Origin of the sequence: Paenibacillus sp. 2TAB23 (assembly GCF_052115165.1) — a bacterium.
In the GTDB taxonomy this organism is placed as follows: domain Bacteria; phylum Bacillota; class Bacilli; order Paenibacillales; family Paenibacillaceae; genus Pristimantibacillus.
Genome location: NZ_JBFRGD010000003.1, coordinates 333,305 through 354,392 on the forward strand (window position 1 = coordinate 333,305; position 21,088 = coordinate 354,392).

Consider the following 21,088-nt stretch of genomic DNA (forward strand, 5'->3'; position numbering starts at 1 on the left):
GCTATGATGATAAGAATACCATAATTAACTACTAAAAGGGTGGAAACACACATGTTCAAGAAATACGAAATTTACAAAACCGACAAATACAATATGCTGACGGTTGAGGTACAAGGCAAAACGCTTATCGTTCGGGAAATTTCCGATCAATGGGGCGAAGATACGCATACGTTCATCAGTCGTCCAGAAATGATGCATTGGGCACAAAACCGCTTCCGCGCCACTGACTTTGTCGGACGGGAAGAGGAGCTTGAAGCCATTATGGTTGCGCTGAAGGAAGTTTAACATCAGCGCTTCATCAAAGGCAGCAGGATTTTTAATCCCATATGGCAAACATAACGTAACGCATTTGCGCATAGGTACCATTATTGCGCTGCCTTTTACAGCCAGACTAGTGTCAGGAGGATCTGTCCGCAAATGGATGCTACAGCTTCAATTATTTTTATTATCGCAGCCTTCTCGCTCGGAGCTATCGTGATTATGAAACGCGACTCCCTGCCCCCTGGCCTGCGCCGGGGACTTGCACTCGTTTCCATCGCATTTATTGCGTTTGCGTTTTTTCTAATCGTTTATGCATTTTTTACGATGGGCTCAGCTTAGAACGCAGGCTGCTGAATATTCAGAATCACGTACGGACATAGTAGAAACAAACTGTGTCCAGAGGTGAATAATGGATGAAATGGCTTCCCCTGCTGCTCGCTTTAAGCCTCGTACCGGGCGCTGCTGCCTCCAAGCATGCCGCTGCCCTTACCGAGAATGCCACACCAACCTTAACCATACCTAGGAGGAATTCGATGAATCACGTACCTAAACGATCTGAGTCCGCACCTGAGACCCGCTGGAAGCTTGAGGACATCTACGAAAGCCAAGCGGCATGGGATAAGGAATATGCGGAAGCGAAAGCATTAATTAAAAAAATTCCGGAATTCCAAGGCAAGCTGGCCGACGTTGCGCAGCTCAAAGCATGTTTTGAGCTGGAGGATGAGCTGTCCATGCTCGTAGAACGGCTTTATGTATACGCAAATATGAAGCATCATGAGGATACGGCTGAACCAGCCTTCCAATCCTTATCGGATAAGTCCAAAAAGATCAGCGTAGAATCAGGCGAAGCCCTTTCGTTCATTACGCCTGAGGTGCTCAGCCTATCCGACGAGAAGCTCGAAGCCATTATTTCGGATGAATCGGTAGCCAAATTCCGTCATACGCTTGAAGAGATGCGTCGCCAGAAGGCACATATCCTCTCCAAAAACGAAGAAGCGCTCCTTGCGCAGGTTGGCAATATCAGCTCTGCTCCCGGTACGGTCTTCAGCATGCTGAACAACGCCGATTTGAAATTTCCCAAGGTAAAGAATGAAGAAGGTAACGAGGTTGAGCTGACCCATGGCAGTTACATACAATTTCTCGAAAGCAAAAACCAAGACGTGCGCCGCGAAGCGTTCAAAGCGGTTTATGATACGTACGGCAAGCTGAAAAATACGTTAGCGACTACCTTGACTTCAAATGTCACCAAAAATATTTTTTACGCGAAGGCGCGTAAGTATGACTCCGTACTGGATATGTCCCTATACGGCGACAACATTCCGCAGTCCGTCTATACGAACCTAATTGATACGATCCATAAACATCTTCCGCTTATGCATCGCTATATGGAGCTTCGGAAGAAGCTGCTCGGGCTAGATGAGCTCCATATGTATGATCTGTTCGCTCCGCTTGTAGATGAGTTTAAGATGGACATCACTTTCGAGGAAGCGAAAAAAACGGTTAGCGAAAGCTTGAAACCGCTCGGAGAGGACTACTTAAATGTACTCCAAGAGGGCTTCGACAAAGGTTGGATCGACGTATATGAGAACGAAGGCAAACGCAGCGGCGCATACAGCTGGGGAGCTTTCGGCACACATCCCTATGTCTTGCTCAATCACAAGGACAACTTGAACAGCATGTTCACGCTGACACATGAAATGGGTCATGCCCTGCACTCCCATTACTCGGATACGAATCAGAATTATCGCGACGCGCAATACACCATTTTCTTAGCCGAGGTTGCTTCGACGCTCAATGAAGCGCTATTGATGGACTATCTCTTAGCCAAATCAACGGATGCGAAGGAAAAGATGTATCTGCTCACGTATTATGCCGACCAATTCCGCACAACCGTATTCCGCCAAACGATGTTTGCCGAATTCGAGAAAATCATTCACGAGCGCTCTGAACAGGGCGAATCGCTGACACCGCAGGATCTTAGCCAGATTTATTACGACCTGAACGTGCAATATTACGGTCCTGGCATGGTTATTGATAAAGATATCGAGATGGAATGGGCGCGTATTCCACATTTCTACAACAGCTTCTATGTCTACAAATACGCAACGGGCTTCTCTGCGGCAACAAGCTTCTCCAAACAAATACTGGAAGAAGGACAGCCTGCAGTCGAGCGTTACCTAGGTTTCTTGAAAAGCGGCGGCAGTGATTTCTCGATCAATATCTTGAAGAAGGCCGGCGTTGATATGTCATCCCCGGAGCCGATCGAGCAGGCCATGAGCGTATTCGAAGAGCTGATCGGACAGATGGAGCAATTAACGAAATAACGGAACATCACTGCTACAAGCAAGACCGCCAAGCACATTGGCGGTCTTTTTTACGTCTTGCAACCTTTTTGCATTCGAAACCGTCCTCTTTATTAGTAAATTCATACATAATTGTATTTCTGTGTTTCGCTAGCCTTTCATTCTATTTCTCAAGGAGGTCCGATGAAAGCTAAAAAAATAATCGCAATTCTACTTGGCTTTGCACTCGTTTTATGTGTATTGGAATACAAGGGCATCATCTGGCATAACAGCTTGTTTGCCATGAAATATGAGGTTAAGGGACTCGATGTTTCCCATTATCAAGGAGAAGTGAATTGGGCTGCGGTTGCGGATACGAATAAATATCAATTTGTCTATATGAAGGCGACGGAAGGACATGACTTTACCGACGACCATTTTGCGCAAAATTGGGAGCGTGCCAAAGAAAACGGATTTCTGACAGGCGCATATCATTTTTTCTCGACAAGAAGCAGCGGATCCGAGCAAGCATCGCACTTCATTAGCAATGTTCCTGTAGAGAAAGCCAGCATGCCTCCGGTCATCGATCTCGAAATCACATTGAACCATGATCCAGCATTATTGAACGAGAACTTAAATCGATGATCAGCATGCTCGAAGCTGTGTATCATCAAAAGCCTATTCTCTATGTTACGTATGATACCTACAACCAATATACGGCCACCGGATTCGAAAACTATGAAATCTGGATTCGAGATATTGTGAAGCCACCCGCTTTGAAAAATAAACGGGAGTGGCTGCTTTGGCAATATTGCAATCGAGGGAGAGTAGACGGAATTGACGCTTACGTCGACATTAACGTATATAACGGCAGTCAAGCGGACTTTGATTTTAAATTTCGAGGGTTAGCTATATAAGTTGAATGAATGAATGAATAAATGAATGAGCTGCGCAGGCGAGAGAACAAGGTTGTTTTGGAGAAATGAAAGGTTCGCTTTTGCAGAACAAATGGTAACTCTATATGAAGTTATCGAATCAAAACCATTTGGCTGCAACAGCGATCGGAAGAATGACTTTGCTCACGCATTGCTAACGGCATACTCATGTTTAGTTCATCTTGTATCGTTTATAAATATAAAAACCGAGGTTATGAGGAGCTGCTTGCGCAATCTCCTCTTCATTTTAAGATAAGTTTGTTTGCGTTTTGCGCAGCCAATCGGACTTGCTGTACATATAATACCGGTACAATTCGCCCTCGATCTCTATTTTGCTCGAAAAAACAAATCCGCTTTTCTGTATAACCCTGTTTGATGGCTCATTGGTCACAAGGGCTGCCGCGTGAAGCTCGTACGTATCGGTGTTCGCAGCCTGGCAGCCATTCATGAATTTCCGGCTGCCAGGTGAGCGCGTGAATCGCATCCAAATCACCCCGTTCATATTCACGCAGCAGAATGTCCGGACAATCTATCGTGAATGAATGCTCAGCGCAGTCAAAACAGAACAGGTCTCCTCCAGCTGTAACGACTCCGTTTAGGAAACCGTCCAAACAGCTTATATCCGTGCCGCACTTGCGGCAATTCCCAACATGCTCTTGCATAAGTCCCTCCTTATGATCGCTTCAGCCGCTTTCTAAAGCGCCGCATCCCAAGCCGACTTGAATGCGCGAACTGAAGCGAATCTGCATTCCCTAACGGGATTAACCGCTTGCATGGCAACGTTATAGAGCCGTTCGCCAGCCTCCCACTTCGCGAAGGATCGATCCTGCTCGGCGCCTAGCAGTGCGAAAGCAGCTGCCCCCATCGTAAATACGTTAGATATTTCATCAATCGCAGCGCCCCTCACAAACTCCTCCGGCGACATAAAGCGCGAGGAGCCCCATAATCTGCCCATCGTATTGATGAATGGCTTTTTCTGATAAAGATCAATATCGCAAATTTTTATTTCATTTCTGCTGAAGTCGTAAAGCAAACTGCCGTCGTAGAAATCAACAGCCACAAAGCCTTGCTGCTCCATATAAGCATGGAAGGCAATGATACGATCCAGTGCAAGCAGCCTTGTTGCAGTCGGCAGCTTCTTGAATCGAAAGTACGGAGAAGCTGGGTCCACATACTTCGCAGGAGGAGGAAACGACCAATGCGGATGAAGCGATTCTCCTTCAAACCATTGAAAAACAGCCGCATAACCCGCATCAAGCTCGATACGGTCTACCAACTCAACCAGGGAGGGATGCTTCAATTGCTCGTACAACGGGATGGCGTATCGCAGGCGTGCGATCGCATCTATCGTATCTCCGCCGTAGGAAGCGAGTCTTGCACCTGCGTATTTCACGAAATATTTCCTGCCTGCTTTCTCGATGCCGAAGCTGATATTGCCCGAGTCCTGCTGATCAAATACTTGGAAAACGCTGCCTAGTTTCTTTATCCAACCAAAATCATGTTTTTCCTCGAGTTGAAAGGCGACTTTATCCAGCTCGTAAACGTATGGCCGTTGCGGCATTGGCTGCCTCCTTCGTTCGTTCATGCGTGATTCCGCTAGCTTCTATAACGGTTATAGCATACGGATTTACATATTGTATCATTATCTTGATTGGATCAACTGGCTTGGCAACAAAAAACAGCTCAGGGAGTACTCCCTGAGCTGTCTGCTTTCCGGTCAAAGCAGCGCATGACCGATCAGCCATGCTAGCGCGCCTGCGAATAACGACGACAGAAGGTTCACTCTGTCGTTGTTCAGCCAGGCGAAGCCGCGCACTTTCACCGCCGCGCTGCCGCAATGCGCGGCGCGCTCGGTCTCGCTGCCGCATACCTGGCAGCGAAACATGGCCTGGCCGGTTGCGCCGAGCAGCGAGTCGGCGAAGGCACCGGCCAGGCCTGCGGCGGCCGCTGCGGCGATGTATACCGCCGCTGCGCCGCCTGGCGTACCCGCAGCAGCCTCTGCAGGCTGCGGGGCCGCCAGCAGCAGCGCGGCAACGGCGCCGATGAAGACGGCGCCTGCGAGCGCTGCTGCGCTGCCGAGCGGCGTGACACCGCCGCTCGTGCCGGCCGTTACCGGCTTGCCGCTCGTCACCGATCGCGGCGCCGTCTTGCTCAGCGCGCCGATCTCGGTGGCCCACGTATCGGCGTTCACGGCGGCCATCACGCCGATGTACGCAAACAGCCACCCTTGATCCGGCCAAATCGCGTGAGCGGCACATAGCAGCAAGCCTGCCCCGCCGTTCGCCCATACCTGACCGGCATCGCGGCGGCCGGTCTTCTCGTATTTCGCTTCAGCCAACGCCTTGGTGCGGTGCTTTCTTTTGTAACGGGACCAGGCGCTCGAAGAAATAAAAAACGCGATTAACAAGCCAAACCATACCGGCTCCCCAAGCGTGACGAAGCCCGTACCCATTACGACGGCCGACCATGCTCCCGATAAAGACAGCGACCGTACGTGGTAAGCCGCCGCAGCCGCAAAACCGCTCGCCAGCAAACCAGCAACCAGTCTAAGCCACCATTCATCAATCCATCCAACCATGTAGCGGGCAACCTCCTGATTTTCACCTCTGATACGCCATTTACGGGCTGTGCTGCTCCGATCTAACTATCGGATAAGTATAAGCAACCCTCTATACGCGAACCTCATGCCAGCGTTCCGGATAATTCGTACAGATCATGAGCTCGGGATCGAGAGCGGCAATTTTGCGCATCGCGCGCTTCTCGTTGATTGTCCATGCCATAATCTGAATGCCTGCTTCCTTTATCAGCGCTACCCGCTCCTTATTCAGCTTCGTATAGCTGATCGAAAGGAAATCTGCTCCGAGCTCCTCCAACTCCTTCGGCAGCGTATTGCGCCAACCGTCTATAATAAGACCTGTGCGGATTTTGCTCGAAAGACGTTTCATTCGGTACAGCGCACCTTCATGAAAGGAGGTGATCACGACCTCCTGCAACGCATCATAAGCCTCTATACATTCCAGCACCTTCTGTTCGATATGCGGGTAACGGATGCCATCTGTCTTCAGCTCGATATTGAGCTTGCAGCGGCCAACCGCTTCCTGCAGCACTTGGGCCAGTGTCGGAACAGGCTCCCCTTGATATTTCTGCGAGAACCAATTGCCCGCGTCCAGTGCCGTTATCTGGTCGGCAGTCAAGCTTTTCACATCGCCTTTGCCGTTCGTAGTTCTGCGCAGCGTGTAATCGTGAATGACAACCGGAACATGATCCTTTGACAAATGAACGTCAATTTCGATCCATGCCACATCTGGGTCTGCAAGCGCAAGACGGATGGCTGCCATCGTATTTTCCGGCGCGCGGCTAGACCAGCCTCGGTGCGCTACGCACGGATTGTGCATGTTGCGATCATCCTCTCTAACCAAAGCGTTATTCAGATAGAAGCTTCCCGTTTTCGGCCAATTTTACCCCAAAAGAAATCGAAGTCAGGCGGTCAAGCACCGCTTTGGCTTGTTCACCCTCCAGCGGGGTTGGCTGAGCATTCACCGTAAACATCGGATGGAAGGTCATCTCGCAATCGCCTTCCTTCGTGCACAAGGCGTCCAGAACGCCTGTCTCGCCTGCCGTTTCCTTCGGATAAGAGCTGAAAATAAAGTTTCCTAAACTGTATGCAATCCATTTTCCTTTATACCTTTCAAACCCCTGGAGCACATGCGGATGGCTGCCAATGACGAGATCCGCCCCGGCATCAATATATTGCTTGCCGAAGTCAGTTTGGTGCTTCTCCAGCTCAGTCACGCGCTCCTTGCCCCAATGGACCATGACAACGACGAGATCCGCTTCTTTTTTCGCTTTGGCAATAGCCTCAAGCGCACGGCGCGTATCATAGCTTTCCGCTACGCCCGCTACGTTTCTGTCCGCCTTCCACGAGTTGAACGGCACAACGCGGCTTAATCCGATATAAGCTACCTTGATGCCGCGGACCTCTTTGATCACCGGAGCAAAAGCCTCCGTATCATTATTGCCAGCTCCCATATGCGAAATGCCTGCTTCATCCAAATGCTTGATCGTGTCGAGCATGCCTTCCACGCCTTGATCGAGTGCGTGATTGTTGGCCAAGCTCATAATATCAAAGCCGGCGTCGCGCATCGCTGGCAGCACCTCCGGTGATCCCTTAAAAACATACGGTGTGCCCTCTACCGGCACCCCCCGTGTCGTAACCGGGAATTCCAGGTTGCCTGCCGTAATGTCGGGCTCGCTCAAATAAAGCATGGAAGGCTGATAAAGGAAGGGATAACCTTCCTTAGCCGTAATGGCGCTGACATAATCCGCAACGAGCAAATCGCCTACAAACGAAAGGCTGATTCGCTCGTCTGCAACCGTTTCGTCTTCAGGTACGGCAATGCCTTCTCCGTCTTCAGGTGCGATGGTTGCCTCACCGTCATCCGCGGCGGGCAATTCATTATTCTGTTCATTGCCGAGGTTAGAGTCAGGCGTATCAGCAATGGAGCCAGGCTCTTCTTCGCCTTCGGCAGTTCCATTCTGGTCCGCAGGAATCGTTTCCGCTTGGTTTACGGATTCGCCCTTCCCGCTGCCGAACATGTCCTTCACTTTATCGGAATTCGCTGCCGCCAGCCAAGCGCCAAGCACGACTATAATGATACCTAGCAGCGTGAAGTTAAGTATAATGATCCTTCGAAGCCGTTTCTTGCGTTTAAGCTTGTCCTGCTGGTGCGATTCGGAACGTGATATTTGCATGGAAGAAGGCTCCTCTATCATAGAATGTAGTTATGAATAGTTAGACTCTTCCATTATAGCAACGAACCGCCTGCTAGAGGGAAACAAATATTGCATTAAGGATTCAATATGGCTTGTGCCGCTTCTTTGCCCTGTCTGATGCAATCCGGAAGCCCCACACCGTCAAAAGCCGCGCCGGTTATCCATACGCCTGGCAGCTCCTTTTCGAAGCGTTCCCGAAGCCGCTTCATATTAGTTACATGTCCTACCGGATATTGCGGCATAGATTTCGGCAGTCTTGTAATTTCGACGAAAGCCGGATCCGCTTTAATGCCCATCGTTTCTTCAATATCGCGGCGCACCGCCTTGGTCAATTCGGCATCGGGCAGCTTGACGCAGTCCTCATCGCCGGAGCGGCCCACGTAGCAGCGCAGCAGCACTTTATCATTCGGGCTCGTATGCAGCCACTTGTTAGACGTCCATGTGCAAGCGGTAATCCGCAAGCCCTCGGAGCGAGGCACGACAAATCCCGATCCGTCAAAATCTAGACCGAACGTCGATTTCTCGAATGCCATGACGACGTTGGCTACGGATACGTAGTTGACTGCCCGCAGCTCGCTGCAATCCGCCAACGGTTCAAGCAAATCTGCCGCGTTATACGCCGGTGCCGTCATGACAATGCGATCCGCTTGCAGCTTCTCGCCGCTGTCGAGCACGATTTCGTATCTGGATCCTTCGGCAGTCTCGTTGTTGCTGCCTTCCGCGCTTGCATGACGCTCGACATTTCGATGAATGGCTGTAACCTTGGTCCCGAGACGTCTCTCAGCTTTGCTTAGCGCTTGATCCAGCGCTTGGACAAGCGTGGACAAGCCTCCCTTAAAGGTCAAAAAGGTTCCGCCCTTCGCAACGGCTGGCAGAGCTCCAGCAGCCGCGGTTGCTCTGCGGTTATGCTGCATGCCGCGGATCAAGCTTCCATGCTTTCGCTCGGATGCCGCAAATTGCGGAAAGGTTGCCTGAAGGCTAAGCTTCTTTAGATCTCCGGCATAAATGCCCGCTAGAAGCGGCTCGGCAATCCGGCGCATAACCTGATTGCCGACGCGTCGCTCCAGAAACCCGCCCAGCGATTCATCCGTCTCCTCCTTGCGCACCGGGATCACCAAGTCCATAAGTGCGCGAAGCTTGCCTCCCCAAGACAGCAAGCCCGTTTTTACGAATGGCGCGATTTCGGTAGGTATGCCAAGAACAAGTCCGGCAGGCATCGGAAACAGCTTCCGCTCATGCAAAATATATGTTTTTTTCGCTCCGGGATTGGTCGTTGTCAGTTCTTTCTCTAAGCCTAGCTCCGTTGCCAAATCAATGATAGCTAGTTTGCGGGCCAAAAAAGAATCCGGCCCTTTCTCGATGACGAAACCGTCACGCTGCAGCGTATTTATTTTACCGCCAAAAACGGGAGCACTGTCTACGATTGTAAGTTCAAGCTCCCTGCCCTGCCGCTCCGCTTCCCGCTGCAAATAAAAAGCGGAGCTCAGTCCGCTGATCCCCCCGCCAATAATGACAATTCGATCAGGCTTTCCGATTCTCCGCATCTCGTTCATTCCTTCCCAAGGCTAGCCAGTGCCTCGACGACCGACTCCGCCAACGTTTCCATATATAGTGGATCGCGATTGAGCATCGCGATTCGATCTAATGCAACATCCAGTTTCTTTGCAGCAGCCTGCGCTTCAATATCCAGATCGTACAAAACCTCCAAATGATCTGAAACAAAGCCAACCGGTGCTACAAGCACCGCTTTCACGCCTTCTTCCGCCAGCACGGGCAAGGTTTCCAAAATATCGGGACCAAGCCAAGGCTCGCGTGTCCGCCCCGCGCTTTGCCACGTAAACTGCCAATCCTTCACGTTCGCCGCTTGAGCAACCGCTGCAGACGTTTCAAGCAGCTGCTGCTCGTAAGGATCGCCGAGCTCGCGAATCTTGACCGGCAAGCTGTGCGCGCTGAACAGCACCTTCACATTGTCTGCTCCCCCCGCCGCAGGTGCTAGTCTTGCTACACCGTCTGATACTCTTTCGGTCAGAGCCAGAAGCAGCTTCGGATGCATATGATATTGCTTAACGAAGGTCATGGTGATGCCAAGCTCATTGGCCTTCTCTTCCGCCCGCTTGATGTAGCTTCCGACACTCATAGTGGAGAAATGCGGCGCCAAAACGATTCCGACTGCTTCAGTGATGCCGTCATTAGCCATCTGCTGAACGCCATCCTCAATGTACGGCTTCGCATGCTTCAAGCCTTGATAACAGCTGAATTGCCCAGGTGCCAATTGCTCAAGCTTGTCCTGCAGACCGGCTACCTGTCCGTTCGTGTTCTCGCGCAGCGGGAATACGCCGCCTACTATCGCTTCGTATCGTCCTTTGAGCTCGGCCAACAGCTCAGGCGTTGGCGCATTTCCTCTACGGATATGCGTATAATACGCTTCTACGTCATCCATCGACTCCGGTGTGCCATAGGACATGACTAATACGCCGATCCGTTTGCCATCATGCTTAGACATGACTTGCCTCCTTTTGACTGCGCGCCACAATCGCCTTCCTTGAATAAGCATGTACAAATGCGGTCAGCTCCGTAAGCTTCTCGATGGATGCTTCCGGGAACAGCCCATGTCCTAGATTAAAAATAAATCCAGGCTCATTTATGCCGCTGTCTATAATGTCCTTCGCATAGGATTCAATTACCCCTATAGGGGCTGTCAGAATCGTTGGATCTAAATTCCCTTGCACGGCAAAGCCGTTTTCCAGCCTGCGTCTGCCCTCTTCAATGGAAACGCGCCAGTCAAGACCGATTACATTTGTTTTAACGTTATGCAATTCAGGCAGCAGCTCGCCCGAGCTTACGCCTGGGAAATAAATTTTCGGCTGCGGCAAATCCGACAGCTCCGAGAAAATCCGCTCGATCGTTGGCAAGACGAACTTCCGGAAATCAGCTGGCGTCAATGCGCCCACCCAGCTGTCGAATATTTGAAACGCCTTGCCGCCAGCTGCCATATGCGCACGCAAATAAGTAATGACCATATCACCAAGCTTGCGCATTAGCTCATGCCAAAGCTCTGGCTCGCTATACATCATTTCTTTGGTGCGCAAATAGTTTTTGGAGGGTCTTCCTTCTATTAGATAGCTTGCAATCGTGAATGGAGCTCCCGCGAACGTAATGAGCGGAACATCAAGCTCCTTATCCAATATGCGAATCGTTTCAATGACATGGCCTAAGTCGCCCTCAACATCGATCGGCTTAAGCCTCTCGATATCAGCCGCCGAACGGATCGGATTCGCAATGACCGGTCCGATGTTCGCAACAATATCAAAATCTATGCCAATCGAAGCTACCGGGTTCATAATATCGGAATACAAAATGGCCGCATCCACACCCAGCTTGCGAACCGGCATTAACGTAACCTCTGCCGCCAGCTCCGGCTGCTTGCATATTTCGAGCAATGAATATTTTTCTTTGATTTTACGATAATCCGGATCGTATCTTCCTGCCTGACGCATGTACCATACAGGTATTTGATCGACATGTTCTCTCTGGCAAGCCCGTATGAAACGGTCGTTATAAGACATTCCCGTTCCCCATTTCTAAGTATTTTCCTATGTAACCATTATGCCCTTTTTCATCAAACCTAACAACCGCCGTCACCAAGGTTCCTATGACAATAGTATGACAATCAATCATATCGAGCATGAAGGATGGATGAAAAAAAGATGGCTTTATCTATTAGCAAGCTTGCGCCGCTAACAAAGCCATCTTATATCATATTATATTATTTGTTCTATATCGCTTTATCCGGCGCTTCCTCTAACGCGTTATCTTGATGAAAAGCGTCTGCAAATTTCGAGAAAATATAGGACTGGATGTTCATTCGCAACGAAAGAATCGGTTGGTCTTTTTTAATGAAGGGATTGGTGTAGAGATCCGGATACTCTGTCGTTATCGCTTCCTTCGTCAAATCGGTTATGCTCCATTTCTTCAAGTCGAACAGGCGCGGGAAATTGTGCAGCTGGTCAATATACGTTAGGAGATTCGGCAAGTGGCCGACGACCACAACCTCGAAGCTCGTCGTTACCGTTCCGTTGTCGCTTATAGTGCTGTCTGCTTGACCCTGTTCCCCTTCATTCCCTGTTGCTTGCTTGACGTAAGCAAGCGGCGTTTCTGATGCTGCAGCGATTTGATGGAAAAAAACAAGGTTTGCGGAGTCTACTCTCTCCAGTGGTACGCGAGTCTCTAGCTTAGCGATTTGATCATCCGGTATTTTTTCGGTTGAATACTCATTTTGCACCGTTTGAAGCGTTGCACTGAATTGTACGACGTCTTTTTTAGCCAACTTCAACGACTCCAGCTCGGGAAGTACATATAGGAACAAACCTGCTAGGTTTAAAACCGCAAACAAAGCTATTCCGATCATATATAGCAACTGGCTTTGCGTAAGAGGCTGCTTGGAAGACTTCCATTTCAGTTCCATCCTCATTCAGCTCCCTTCTCGTTCGTAATGGCAATGTCCAGCGTCAGCTTATACACTTCTTTTCTTACCGTTTTAATCATCGTGCCGCCATTTGCGCCCGATGGAACAGCAACAGATGAAGTGTCGCTGTCTACCTTTTTGTAATAAGAGGTCAAGACCACATCCTTCAGAATCTCTTGCTCTTCAAGCTTCTTCATGTAAGCGATGATTTCCTCACCCGTTTTGAAATCAAGCTCCATGTTTATTTTGGGCTGGTCCGCTACGCTGACCGTTACGATTTTGGCGGTCAAAGGCAGGTTTCCGATAATCGCCTTTAGGTACGGCTTCCATTCGGTCCGGGATTGTTCCAAGCCTGCTAATGCTTGCTCCGCCTGTTTGTAAGCGTCCACCTTAACCTTCAAGTCCCCGCTCGTTCGGATCTGGTTAATTTCCTGCTCCAGACTAAGCCTTTCCTGTTMTACGCCGCCAGCTTCCGAGTGCCATGAAGCAACATAATATACTTGAGCGCCTAGCAGCAGAATAACAAGCAATAAAAGAAGCGGAAGCAATTGCGGATTGCGCGAGCTGTTTTTTTGCTTTGCGGGCAGTAAGTTAATCGACTTCATGCTTCCTTCCCCCTTAATGCTAGGCCAAGCGGCACGGCATATGCAGGAACGCTCCAGGCTCCCGCATTGCCTGCGACGGGCAAGCTGTCCCACTTCAGCTGGGATACGGGAGGCGTCAAGCCATCATCCATTAAAGCCGTAAGCTTGTCGATATTAGGCACGTCCCCCGTTAGCCAGATTTGGCTAAAGGTTCGCTCCCCTTTATTTAGATTGTAATAATAGAAGTTCATTAGCCGCTCTAGCTCGCCTATTAGATCCTGTACAGCGTTCAAATAGGATTGCTCTGGACTTGAGAAGCTGTTCAGCCACGCATTGTTCTCCTCGGAAGTCTCGCTTATGACTGTTTTGAATGAAACCTCCACATTGCGCATGAGCTTGAACTGGCCGTCCTCTATAATCGTAATGTCAGCGCTTTGTTCATTTACGTGGACTAGAAGATGGATGCCTTCGGACTGAATACGTCCCCATTCTGCTAGCCTTAACAGCGAAAATGATTTGATTTCGATACTGCACGGTATTAATTTCAACTGTTGGAAAACATCGACGTAATCCTGCAAAATGCTTGTGGATGCGGCGACGACAAGCACATCTCGCAAGTTGTCTTCTTCAGGCGGTATCTCATTCGTCTCCGGGGCTGCTTTTGGCAGCTTGATGAAATCATAAGAGGGATCGTCGAACGCCATGCTCAGATTGTTTTTCACTTCGAACTGCACAAGCTTCTTTAGCTCCACATTGATGATATCGGGAAGCTTCAAGCTTCTGACCATTACCATCTGGCTCGGAATCGCAAAATGAGCGTATTTGGTATTAAATCTTTTGGATTCCAAAACGGATTTCAATGCTTCCTGCAGCTTCTCCTTATCGATGACCTTTCCGTCATCGACGATGCCCGCTTGCAATGGCACCGAGGCGTAATTCAACAACCGAAGCTCCTTTTTCCCCTTTTGCTGTACCTCGCATACTTTTACTTGGCTGTCTGTAATTTCTATGCCTAAGGTCTGGTGTCCGTTTGTTAGCTTTCTTAATATGGATTGATTCATCGTACATCCCCCTCGCGGCAGCTAAGCTTATTTTATTTATTTGATGCATATGCTTTCTTGTCGGCCGCCTGAGTCTAGGTCATTAACGTACCAGCTTAGCGCGTATTGTTCGTTGAACGAGGTTGTCCCACCGACATAAAAGCCCTTCATCGTGTTTTTCTTCCAGTCACTGTCCATATTGTGAAGTGTAGCATCTTTGAACACGAGCAGCATGTTGCCGATATCAAGTGCGCCTTTAAGTGTCCATGGATTGAATGTGAGATTTGTCTTGCTAATAAGGTTCTCGCCGATTTTGATCGTCACATTCGATTTAATCGTATTCTGGAAGGCAATGCTGCCTTTTGTTACTAAGGAGCCACCAATTACGAAATTTCGTTCGAGCGTACTGGCTACCGTGAAGTTTCCGTCTACGACTACATTCCCATCGACGTTGAAATCGTTAACCGTATTATTCAGCGTGATATTCCCCTTCACATAAATCGAGCCTTTAACCTTCATGTTTTTCTCAATCACGTTAAAAAACGTGAAATCCTGATTTACGATTACGTTCCCATCCACTGTGAAACCGTACACTGTATTTCTAATCTCTAATACTCCGTTGACCTGCAACGATCCACCGATTGCGAATTTACCCGTAACGCCGTCTCTGCTCTCGGAAACGGGATTGGTCAATTTCAGGTTTCCCTTAACCGTCACGCTCTTTTTCACATCAAAGCTTGTAATACCGTTGGTGGCTGTCATGTTCCCTTTGACTACCATGCCTCCGCTGACATGCCATCTCAGAACCGTGCTGTCGATATTCACGTCTCCCGCAACAATGATATCGCCTTTCACGATGAGATTTTCAAATGTATTTTTAACCGTTAGATTTCCGCCTATGATAAGATCGCCTTCGATAACTATGGTGCCAATCCTACCTCCGTCACCGATAACGATATTGCCTTTTACTAGCACATTCTTATTGAACGTAATGGTTTTGTCCTGCTTAAGCTCTCGGAAAACGAGATTGCCGCCTACGCGCGCATCGCCGTCAAATAATATGGAAGCATCAACGATATCCTTAAAATATAAATTCCCGTTTGCGACGACCGCGTTGCCGTTGCTGTCTTTATTAATGACTACCGGGCTCGTAATAACCGTACTTGTTGATCCGCTTATATTCACGTTTCCGGCGTTAATGATCGCAGGTCCCGTCTGGTACTTGGAGATTTCTGTAGAAGTCACTGTACTATTCAATGCCGCAACGTCGCTGTATCGACTGTCGGAGAATACGTTCTGGAAGGCGTTCGTAATCGCGGCAGCGGATTGGTTTAAGTAGAAATTTGCAGTATCACCGAACCAGCCTTGAAATTGTGTATCCGTAAAAGTATTCAAAATATGCGTCAATGGCAGGGCCTGACCTGTTGCCGGCAAAATGTAGCAAGCCGCAAACAGCTTATTGTTTTGGACTGTCGTGCTGTTTTTGAGAAGGACCTTATTGCCTGTTCCCGGTGCCGGGACCGTCGGCGTAGGTGTTGGGCCAGGTGTCGGCGATGGCGTCGGAACGATGACTGTCGGCGGTGTTGTCGCAACATAAACCGGCTCTAGTTTATAGTTCAGCTTGCTCGACCTTACTTGATTGCCAACACCATGCTTGGCTTCAAATGTTACGGCAATCGGTTTATCCGAGCTGTTTTTAACTATCACTGCTTGGACATCCAGTTCATCCATATCATTGACGGTTTGGACAAGCCGCTCGATATTAGAAGTTGTATTCTCTGTCTTATCTACCTTCTTCATATCCTCATACATTCTCGCGAATACGGTCATGCCGGAGTGGGCCTCTGTAAACGACTGCTCCGAGTTCGCATTCGTTTTAGCTTGAAGCAGACCGATATTCGTACTCATCGCAAGCGGAGCAACAACGAGCGAAAGCATGACGATAAATCCAAAAACAAGCATAAGTGTTCCGCCTTTTTCGGACTTCAGTGATTTTGTCATTGCCTTTTCCTCCTTAAACATATTATTCTATGAGTAAATCAATCCGACTACTTTACTATGAAGGAGCTGCCCGATGCGCAATCAGAAAGGATTAACATTGATCGAAGTGATGGGCTCGATCGTTCTGCTCGGCATTGCCGTACTGGGCATTACATACATTTTGCAGCAGTCTTCCATCGATACCAAATCAAACGAGAAAACCGATGATGCCGTTGTTGCTGCCAGGAACGTGATGGAAGAAGTCAAGAGCAAGCTGAAATCCACTACGACAAGTACGACTGTTTACGGACAAGCAATACCTCTCCAGCAGCTTCGTGACCGCTCGTCGACTATTATCTACTATCCCAATGCCAGCAATCGAAAATATGAGCTCCGAATTCAATCGCATGCAACTACGTTAGGTGCCGTTTCACTTACGAATAGCGTCGTGTCTGATCTAGACTCCATTTTCAGACGCGTAACCGTAACATGCATCGATTTATCAACACAAAAGGAATTCGAACTGGAAGCCTATGTAGAATTCAAATAAGAGGATCGCGGGTGATGATGATGCGTAAATGGCTACAAAACGAAAAAGGGCTGACGCTGGTCGAAGTAACTGGCGTGCTCGTCCTTACAGCCATTATTTTGGGATTCCTAATCTACTTGCTTAGCTATTCGAATACGAGTCTTCAACAAGTATCTAGCAGAGAGAAAACATTGCAGCAATCTCGCGATATCGTGACCCAAATAGTCAAGACCGTTCGCAATGGCTACGCTCCTGCAACGCTTGTCAGCAGCTCCAGCAGTCTTCGCTTGCTTAGCGCCGAGAATGACGAGGCTGTCGATTACAGGTATAACAGCACTGACAAGTCGCTTACCGTCACCTACACCCCAAGAGACGCGAATGGAAACGATGCAGCCTCGCCCTCCTCCAAATATACGTTTTCGGATAAGATTGAGGATATTCTCTTTGACGTGAAGGATGGCCGTATCGAAATTACGCTCACCATGCTTCTGCCCAACCATACGAGCAAAAAGACGACTACCGTCGTATATACCACGCAGAGACACAGCTAATACGACAATAAAGACAAATACCAATCGATTAAGCCGTTCCCCCAATAATATGCTGCTAATGCTCCAGCAGCGATATACGGGCCGAACGGTATTGTTTTGCCCTTTGAATGAGCCCCGGTTGCAAGTAAAGCGATTCCCCCGATTAATCCAAATAAACTGGCGAGAAACAGACTGAGCAAGGTAACCTTTACACCGAGTATTAAGCCAATAAGCACATATAGCTTAATATCCCCTCCACCCATCGTCTCCTTCTTCAAAATCCAACTGCTAATCATGCCTATGAGCAGCAAAGCCCCGCTGCCAGCAAGCGCAGCGATACCATAATTCAACAACGGAAGCGGGTGAACGAATAATCGGATTCCAATAGCTCCGATTACACCGACCGCCACCACTTTATTTGGAATAATCATATCGGTAAGATCGGTTTGTACGATGATGACGAGAATACAGATGAAAAATAATACAGCTATCAGCTCAGGTTCCCATCCAATTGTATAAGCTGCATGCGCAAACAAAACCGTAGTCATAAATTCCCCTAAGGCATAACGCCATGCCAATGAAGGTTTTATTTTTCTTTGGTTAATGCCGGACATTATTTTTTTAATTAGCGGTAATAAGCCGAAGAAACGCTGTTTGGTTTGCTTTTTCAGTGCATAAATAGGCGGGTTCAAGGATTGAAAGCGCGAGTCCCATTGTATGGCTATTGCACTAAGAAAACCGCTAACGAGCAATCCTAAAAGCGCGAATACGATTATAGCTATTGATGACAATTGATCCCGTCCTTGCTGTGAAATTTATAGAAAGGCAACCCTGGTGGGTTGCCTTTCTATCTCAATTAGGGTTGTAACTCGATTGACCAACTAGTTCCCGTTAATGTTGCTACGAATTTTGTTTGTACTGTTCCATTCCATGTAGGTGCGGCATTCAAATATCCTTCGGATGTAAGCTTTGTAATATCTTCAGTGTAAGTTGCCTTTTGATCTGTATCAATTGTATAACGCATAGCTGCTTCTTTTATCATACTCACTGTTGCTGCATCAGCCTTTGTCTTAGACTTCGCAATCGTCCCACTAATAGCCGGAATAGCAATAGCCGCAATAATCCCCACGATAACTAGTACTGCAAGCAACTCGATAAGCGTTAGACCCTTTTGATTCCGTTTCAATGCCATCAACATAAACATTCTCCTCTCAATTTGACAAACTATTTTTGGTGCGGGTAACACGAATAAAACTATATTAATAGGACAAGAAATTGCGCACTTGCCTACTAACATTTAGTACATATAATGGCTAGTTTCTTGAATGACAAGACTAGCAATTAAAGGTAAAGCTGCTCTGAGCATGGGGTACACCTATGCTCAGACCACATTGCCATCTTGCGCCTATGAAAAGCTACAAATAGCTCTGCATCATTTTGAACGTCGGCATCATTACTGCCATAACGATCACGCCGACTACGCCAGTTAGCAGAACGATCATTAACGGCTCCAGCAGGGCCTTTAAACGGTCAGCCATCTGATCGACATCCGCTTCATAGAAATCCGCTACTTTATCGAGCATGTCTTCCGTTGCTCCTGACCGTTCGCCAATCGCAATCATCTGCACGACCATCGGCGGAAACAGCTTGGATTGCTTCAGCGGCTCGGACATCGACTCCCCACTCAACACCTTCTCACGTATATCCGAGATGACCTTGCCAATCGCTTCATTGCCAACTACGTTTGATACGATTGATAAGCCTTGCATAAGTGGAATCGCTGCTGCAATCAAGGAACTAAACGTACGAGCGAACCGGGCGATAGCCTGCTTATGCCACAACGTGCCGAATACCGGGATTTTCAACAGGAAATAATCGAGCTTTTGCCTGCCTGCCGCCGTACGCCTGATAAGCTTCCATACAATTGTGGGCACAAACATCGCTGCAATCACAACGTACCAATAGCCCTGCATAAATTCACTGACTGCCATTACGATTCTAGTCGGCAGTGGAAGTTCAATACCCATACCTTCGAAGCTAACTACGTACTGCGGAATGACGAACAGCATCATAAAAATAACGACAAGCACCATCATGACGAGCATGACTGCCGGATAAACCATGGCTGATTTGACTTTCTCTCTCGTGTTGCGCTCTTTCTCGAAAAAAACGGCCAGCCTGTCCAGCATCGTGTCCAAATTACCGGCTACCTCGCCTGCTTGAACCATGCTGACGAACACCGATGTGAATACCGTCGGATATTCCGCTGCCGACTCCGAGAACTGTTTGCCGCCTCGCATCTCCTCAGCAATAATGACCAGCAGCTTGGACAATGTTTTGCTTGGCGTTTGCTCGCTAAGAATTTGCACGGATTCCACCAAGCTGACTCCCGCACGGTACATCGTAGCCAATTGCCGGCAGAACACCGTAAAATGATCCATTTTGACTCGAGGACCGCCAAGTGAAATTTCCTTGTACAGCGTCGTATCGTTCGCATCCATAATCTCTGTAACCCACAAGCCTTTTTCAACCAGCGCTTCTCGTGCCCGCTGCATCGTATTGGCTTCTTGGGTACCGAAAGACTTCTTGCCGCTGGAAGTAACCGCTTTGTACCGATATTTCGGCATCATACCAACCCCATTAAAACTCGATTGTCATTCCTATAACTCACCGAACCCGAATAGTGCCTCGCGCGCATCTTCCATTCGGATATGTCCCTGCTGGACCAGCTCGCGCAGCGCGAACTCCATCGTCTGCATGCCCTGCGCCTTGCCAGTCTGCATAACGGAGCGAATTTGATAAATTTTCTCCGTTCGAATCAAGTTGGCTACAGCCGGCGTATTGACTAACACCTCAAACGCACCAACTCGCCCGGTGCCGTTCGGCTTCGGCAGCAGCCGCTGAGAGATGACGCCAAGCAGTACGGCCGCAAGCTGAATCCGAATTTGTGATTGCATAGCAGGCGGGAAGACATCTATAATCCGGTCGATTGTTTGCGGCGCGTCGGCAGTATGTAAGGTGGCAAATACGAGATGTCCCGTCTCAGCTGCGCTAATCGCAGTGCTGATTGTCTCTAAATCTCTCATCTCGCCAACCAGCACGATGTCTGGGTCCTGCCGCAGCGCAGCCCGCAAGCCTTGGGAGAAGGAGGGTGTATCGAGTCCAATTTCTCTTTGGTTAACCATCGATTTCTTGTGGTCATAAATAAATTCAATCGGGTCCTCAAGCGTGATGATATGAGCGTTCTCCGTTTGGTTCAAATGATTGATAATCGATGCTAAAGTCGTTGACTTTCCGCTCCCCGTCGGTCCAGTCACGAGCAGCAAGCCCTGAGGCTTTTTGGCAAACTCCGCTGCTATACGGGGAAGTCTCAGCTCCTCCATCGAGGGAATTCTTCCCGGCACAATCCGAATGGCTAAGCCCACGCTTCCGCGCTGTTTATAGGCATTTATCCGGAATCTTGCTAAGCCTGCAACGCCGTATGAAAAGTCAACATCGCCGTTTAACTGCAGCGTCTCGTAGCTCTCGTCTGTCATAAATTGCTTCGCGAGCTCCAGCGTGTCCTTTGGCTTAAGAAATGTATCGTTTAAGGGCACCAGCTCACCATGTATTCGGAAAATAACAGGTGAGTTGACTGTAATATGTATATCGGATGCCTGCTTGGCATGCGCGAGATAAAGCAATTCTTCCGCTTGCATATGAACAGCAA

General features: G+C 48.7%; 22 protein-coding genes and 1 pseudogene. 6 read left to right on the plus strand and 17 right to left on the minus strand.

Annotated elements, in window-relative coordinates; all coding sequences use genetic code 11:
- Positions 1 to 51 precede the first annotated feature (51 nt).
- The 4 genes and pseudogenes from AB4Z29_RS06775 (at position 52) to AB4Z29_RS06790 (ending at position 3,460) form a co-directional block, all read left to right on the plus strand.
- Positions 52 to 285, plus strand: coding sequence for a hypothetical protein (locus tag AB4Z29_RS06775; protein ID WP_441942291.1), 234 nt, complete (start codon positions 52 to 54; stop codon positions 283 to 285).
- A gap of 132 nt (positions 286 to 417) precedes the next feature.
- Positions 418 to 600, plus strand: coding sequence for a hypothetical protein (locus AB4Z29_RS06780; protein ID WP_138753269.1), 183 nt, complete (start codon positions 418 to 420; stop codon positions 598 to 600).
- Positions 601 to 794: 194 nt separating this feature from the next.
- A complete protein-coding gene (pepF, locus tag AB4Z29_RS06785; RefSeq protein ID WP_441942417.1) occupies positions 795 to 2,585 on the plus strand; it encodes an oligoendopeptidase F in 1,791 nt (596 codons plus the stop codon).
- A gap of 261 nt (positions 2,586 to 2,846) precedes the next feature.
- Positions 2,847 to 3,460, plus strand: a pseudogene (locus AB4Z29_RS06790) (GH25 family lysozyme).
- Positions 3,461 to 3,858: 398 nt separating this feature from the next.
- Here AB4Z29_RS06790 and AB4Z29_RS06795 read toward each other — a convergent pair.
- The 13 genes from AB4Z29_RS06795 to AB4Z29_RS06855 all read right to left on the minus strand — a co-directional run bounded on the left by AB4Z29_RS06795 (position 3,859) and on the right by AB4Z29_RS06855 (position 16,341).
- The gene (locus AB4Z29_RS06795) at positions 3,859 to 4,140 is read right to left on the minus strand and encodes a hypothetical protein (protein ID WP_441942292.1); all 282 of its coding nucleotides are present in this window, start codon (positions 4,138 to 4,140) and stop codon (positions 3,859 to 3,861) included.
- Positions 4,141 to 4,172: 32 nt separating this feature from the next.
- Entirely contained in the window at positions 4,173 to 5,039 is an 867-nt protein-coding gene (locus tag AB4Z29_RS06800) for a serine/threonine protein kinase (protein WP_441942293.1), read from the minus strand.
- Positions 5,005 to 5,223, minus strand: a complete 219-nt coding sequence (locus AB4Z29_RS06805) for a hypothetical protein (RefSeq protein WP_441942294.1) — start codon at positions 5,221 to 5,223, stop codon at positions 5,005 to 5,007. Before AB4Z29_RS06805 ends, AB4Z29_RS06800 begins: the two co-directional genes overlap by 35 nt.
- Positions 5,196 to 6,056 (minus strand): DUF92 domain-containing protein, encoded by an 861-nt coding sequence (locus tag AB4Z29_RS06810; RefSeq protein ID WP_441942295.1) that lies wholly within the window; start codon positions 6,054 to 6,056, stop codon positions 5,196 to 5,198. The genes AB4Z29_RS06805 and AB4Z29_RS06810 overlap by 28 nt, the downstream gene beginning before the upstream one ends.
- A gap of 91 nt (positions 6,057 to 6,147) precedes the next feature.
- The gene (locus tag AB4Z29_RS06815) at positions 6,148 to 6,873 is read right to left on the minus strand and encodes a glycerophosphodiester phosphodiesterase (RefSeq protein ID WP_441942296.1); all 726 of its coding nucleotides are present in this window, start codon (positions 6,871 to 6,873) and stop codon (positions 6,148 to 6,150) included.
- A gap of 28 nt (positions 6,874 to 6,901) precedes the next feature.
- Positions 6,902 to 8,230 (minus strand): CapA family protein, encoded by a 1,329-nt coding sequence (locus AB4Z29_RS06820; protein ID WP_441942297.1) that lies wholly within the window; start codon positions 8,228 to 8,230, stop codon positions 6,902 to 6,904.
- A 95-nt stretch (positions 8,231 to 8,325) separates the two neighbouring features.
- Positions 8,326 to 9,795, minus strand: coding sequence for a protoporphyrinogen oxidase (gene hemG, locus AB4Z29_RS06825; RefSeq protein ID WP_441942298.1), 1,470 nt, complete (start codon positions 9,793 to 9,795; stop codon positions 8,326 to 8,328).
- 5 nt (positions 9,796 to 9,800) lie between these two features.
- Positions 9,801 to 10,754, minus strand: a complete 954-nt coding sequence (gene hemH / locus AB4Z29_RS06830) for a ferrochelatase (RefSeq protein WP_441942299.1) — start codon at positions 10,752 to 10,754, stop codon at positions 9,801 to 9,803.
- On the minus strand, positions 10,747 to 11,817 hold the full coding sequence (gene hemE, locus AB4Z29_RS06835; RefSeq protein WP_441942300.1) for a uroporphyrinogen decarboxylase: 1,071 nt from the start codon (positions 11,815 to 11,817) through the stop codon (positions 10,747 to 10,749). Before hemE ends, hemH begins: the two co-directional genes overlap by 8 nt.
- Positions 11,818 to 12,026: 209 nt before the next feature.
- The gene (locus AB4Z29_RS06840; RefSeq protein ID WP_441942301.1) at positions 12,027 to 12,716 is read right to left on the minus strand and encodes a hypothetical protein; all 690 of its coding nucleotides are present in this window, start codon (positions 12,714 to 12,716) and stop codon (positions 12,027 to 12,029) included.
- 2 nt (positions 12,717 to 12,718) lie between these two features.
- Complete coding sequence (locus AB4Z29_RS06845) at positions 12,719 to 13,321, minus strand: hypothetical protein (RefSeq protein ID WP_441942302.1); 603 nt, start codon at positions 13,319 to 13,321, stop codon at positions 12,719 to 12,721.
- Positions 13,318 to 14,361, minus strand: a complete 1,044-nt coding sequence (gene pilM / locus AB4Z29_RS06850; RefSeq protein ID WP_441942303.1) for a type IV pilus biogenesis protein PilM — start codon at positions 14,359 to 14,361, stop codon at positions 13,318 to 13,320. Before pilM ends, AB4Z29_RS06845 begins: the two co-directional genes overlap by 4 nt.
- A 36-nt stretch (positions 14,362 to 14,397) precedes the next feature.
- Positions 14,398 to 16,341, minus strand: coding sequence for a hypothetical protein (locus tag AB4Z29_RS06855; protein ID WP_441942304.1), 1,944 nt, complete (start codon positions 16,339 to 16,341; stop codon positions 14,398 to 14,400).
- Between the two features lie 73 nt (positions 16,342 to 16,414).
- Here AB4Z29_RS06855 and AB4Z29_RS06860 point away from each other — a divergent pair, with 73 nt between their 5' ends.
- Both AB4Z29_RS06860 and AB4Z29_RS06865 read left to right on the plus strand, forming a co-directional pair.
- Positions 16,415 to 16,870: a type IV pilus modification PilV family protein gene (locus tag AB4Z29_RS06860; protein ID WP_441942305.1), complete on the plus strand. Its 456-nt coding sequence runs from the start codon at positions 16,415 to 16,417 to the stop codon at positions 16,868 to 16,870.
- Positions 16,871 to 16,884: 14 nt separating this feature from the next.
- Positions 16,885 to 17,400, plus strand: coding sequence for a PulJ/GspJ family protein (locus tag AB4Z29_RS06865; protein WP_441942306.1), 516 nt, complete (start codon positions 16,885 to 16,887; stop codon positions 17,398 to 17,400).
- Here the strand turns inward: AB4Z29_RS06865 and AB4Z29_RS06870 are convergent.
- From AB4Z29_RS06870 to AB4Z29_RS06885, 4 genes are all read right to left on the minus strand, one after another.
- Complete coding sequence (locus AB4Z29_RS06870; protein ID WP_441942307.1) at positions 17,397 to 18,170, minus strand: prepilin peptidase; 774 nt, start codon at positions 18,168 to 18,170, stop codon at positions 17,397 to 17,399. The two genes, AB4Z29_RS06865 and AB4Z29_RS06870, sit on opposite strands and share 4 nt — an antisense overlap.
- Before the next feature lie 65 nt (positions 18,171 to 18,235).
- Positions 18,236 to 18,577 (minus strand): prepilin-type N-terminal cleavage/methylation domain-containing protein, encoded by a 342-nt coding sequence (locus AB4Z29_RS06875; protein WP_441942308.1) that lies wholly within the window; start codon positions 18,575 to 18,577, stop codon positions 18,236 to 18,238.
- A 217-nt stretch (positions 18,578 to 18,794) separates the two neighbouring features.
- On the minus strand, positions 18,795 to 20,009 hold the full coding sequence (locus AB4Z29_RS06880; RefSeq protein ID WP_441942309.1) for a type II secretion system F family protein: 1,215 nt from the start codon (positions 20,007 to 20,009) through the stop codon (positions 18,795 to 18,797).
- Positions 20,010 to 20,039: 30 nt separating this feature from the next.
- Positions 20,040 to 21,077, minus strand: a complete 1,038-nt coding sequence (locus AB4Z29_RS06885; RefSeq protein ID WP_441942418.1) for a type IV pilus twitching motility protein PilT — start codon at positions 21,075 to 21,077, stop codon at positions 20,040 to 20,042.
- Positions 21,078 to 21,088: the final 11 nt, after the last annotated feature.

Bases quoted from the DNA above. Each gene is read 5' to 3' on its own strand.
- AB4Z29_RS06865 (WP_441942306.1), top strand. From the start codon at position 16,885: ATGATGATGCGTAAATGGCTACAAAACGAAAAAGGGCTGACGCTGGTC.
- pilM (WP_441942303.1), bottom strand. From the start codon at position 14,361: ATGAATCAATCCATATTAAGAAAGCTAACAAACGGACACCAGACCTTA.
- AB4Z29_RS06840 (WP_441942301.1), bottom strand. From the start codon at position 12,716: ATGGAACTGAAATGGAAGTCTTCCAAGCAGCCTCTTACGCAAAGCCAG.
- AB4Z29_RS06800 (WP_441942293.1), bottom strand. From the start codon at position 5,039: ATGCCGCAACGGCCATACGTTTACGAGCTGGATAAAGTCGCCTTTCAA.
- AB4Z29_RS06880 (WP_441942309.1), bottom strand. From the start codon at position 20,009: ATGATGCCGAAATATCGGTACAAAGCGGTTACTTCCAGCGGCAAGAAG.
- pepF (WP_441942417.1), top strand. From the start codon at position 795: ATGAATCACGTACCTAAACGATCTGAGTCCGCACCTGAGACCCGCTGG.
- AB4Z29_RS06820 (WP_441942297.1), bottom strand. From the start codon at position 8,230: ATGCAAATATCACGTTCCGAATCGCACCAGCAGGACAAGCTTAAACGC.
- AB4Z29_RS06860 (WP_441942305.1), top strand. From the start codon at position 16,415: ATGCGCAATCAGAAAGGATTAACATTGATCGAAGTGATGGGCTCGATC.
- AB4Z29_RS06855 (WP_441942304.1), bottom strand. From the start codon at position 16,341: ATGACAAAATCACTGAAGTCCGAAAAAGGCGGAACACTTATGCTTGTT.
- AB4Z29_RS06875 (WP_441942308.1), bottom strand. From the start codon at position 18,577: ATGTTGATGGCATTGAAACGGAATCAAAAGGGTCTAACGCTTATCGAG.
- AB4Z29_RS06805 (WP_441942294.1), bottom strand. From the start codon at position 5,223: ATGGCTGATCGGTCATGCGCTGCTTTGACCGGAAAGCAGACAGCTCAG.
- AB4Z29_RS06885 (WP_441942418.1), bottom strand. From the start codon at position 21,077: ATGCAAGCGGAAGAATTGCTTTATCTCGCGCATGCCAAGCAGGCATCC.
- hemE (WP_441942300.1), bottom strand. From the start codon at position 11,817: ATGTCTTATAACGACCGTTTCATACGGGCTTGCCAGAGAGAACATGTC.
- AB4Z29_RS06815 (WP_441942296.1), bottom strand. From the start codon at position 6,873: ATGCACAATCCGTGCGTAGCGCACCGAGGCTGGTCTAGCCGCGCGCCG.
- AB4Z29_RS06795 (WP_441942292.1), bottom strand. From the start codon at position 4,140: ATGCAAGAGCATGTTGGGAATTGCCGCAAGTGCGGCACGGATATAAGC.
- AB4Z29_RS06810 (WP_441942295.1), bottom strand. From the start codon at position 6,056: ATGGTTGGATGGATTGATGAATGGTGGCTTAGACTGGTTGCTGGTTTG.
- hemH (WP_441942299.1), bottom strand. From the start codon at position 10,754: ATGTCTAAGCATGATGGCAAACGGATCGGCGTATTAGTCATGTCCTAT.
- AB4Z29_RS06775 (WP_441942291.1), top strand. From the start codon at position 52: ATGTTCAAGAAATACGAAATTTACAAAACCGACAAATACAATATGCTG.
- hemG (WP_441942298.1), bottom strand. From the start codon at position 9,795: ATGCGGAGAATCGGAAAGCCTGATCGAATTGTCATTATTGGCGGGGGG.
- AB4Z29_RS06780 (WP_138753269.1), top strand. From the start codon at position 418: ATGGATGCTACAGCTTCAATTATTTTTATTATCGCAGCCTTCTCGCTC.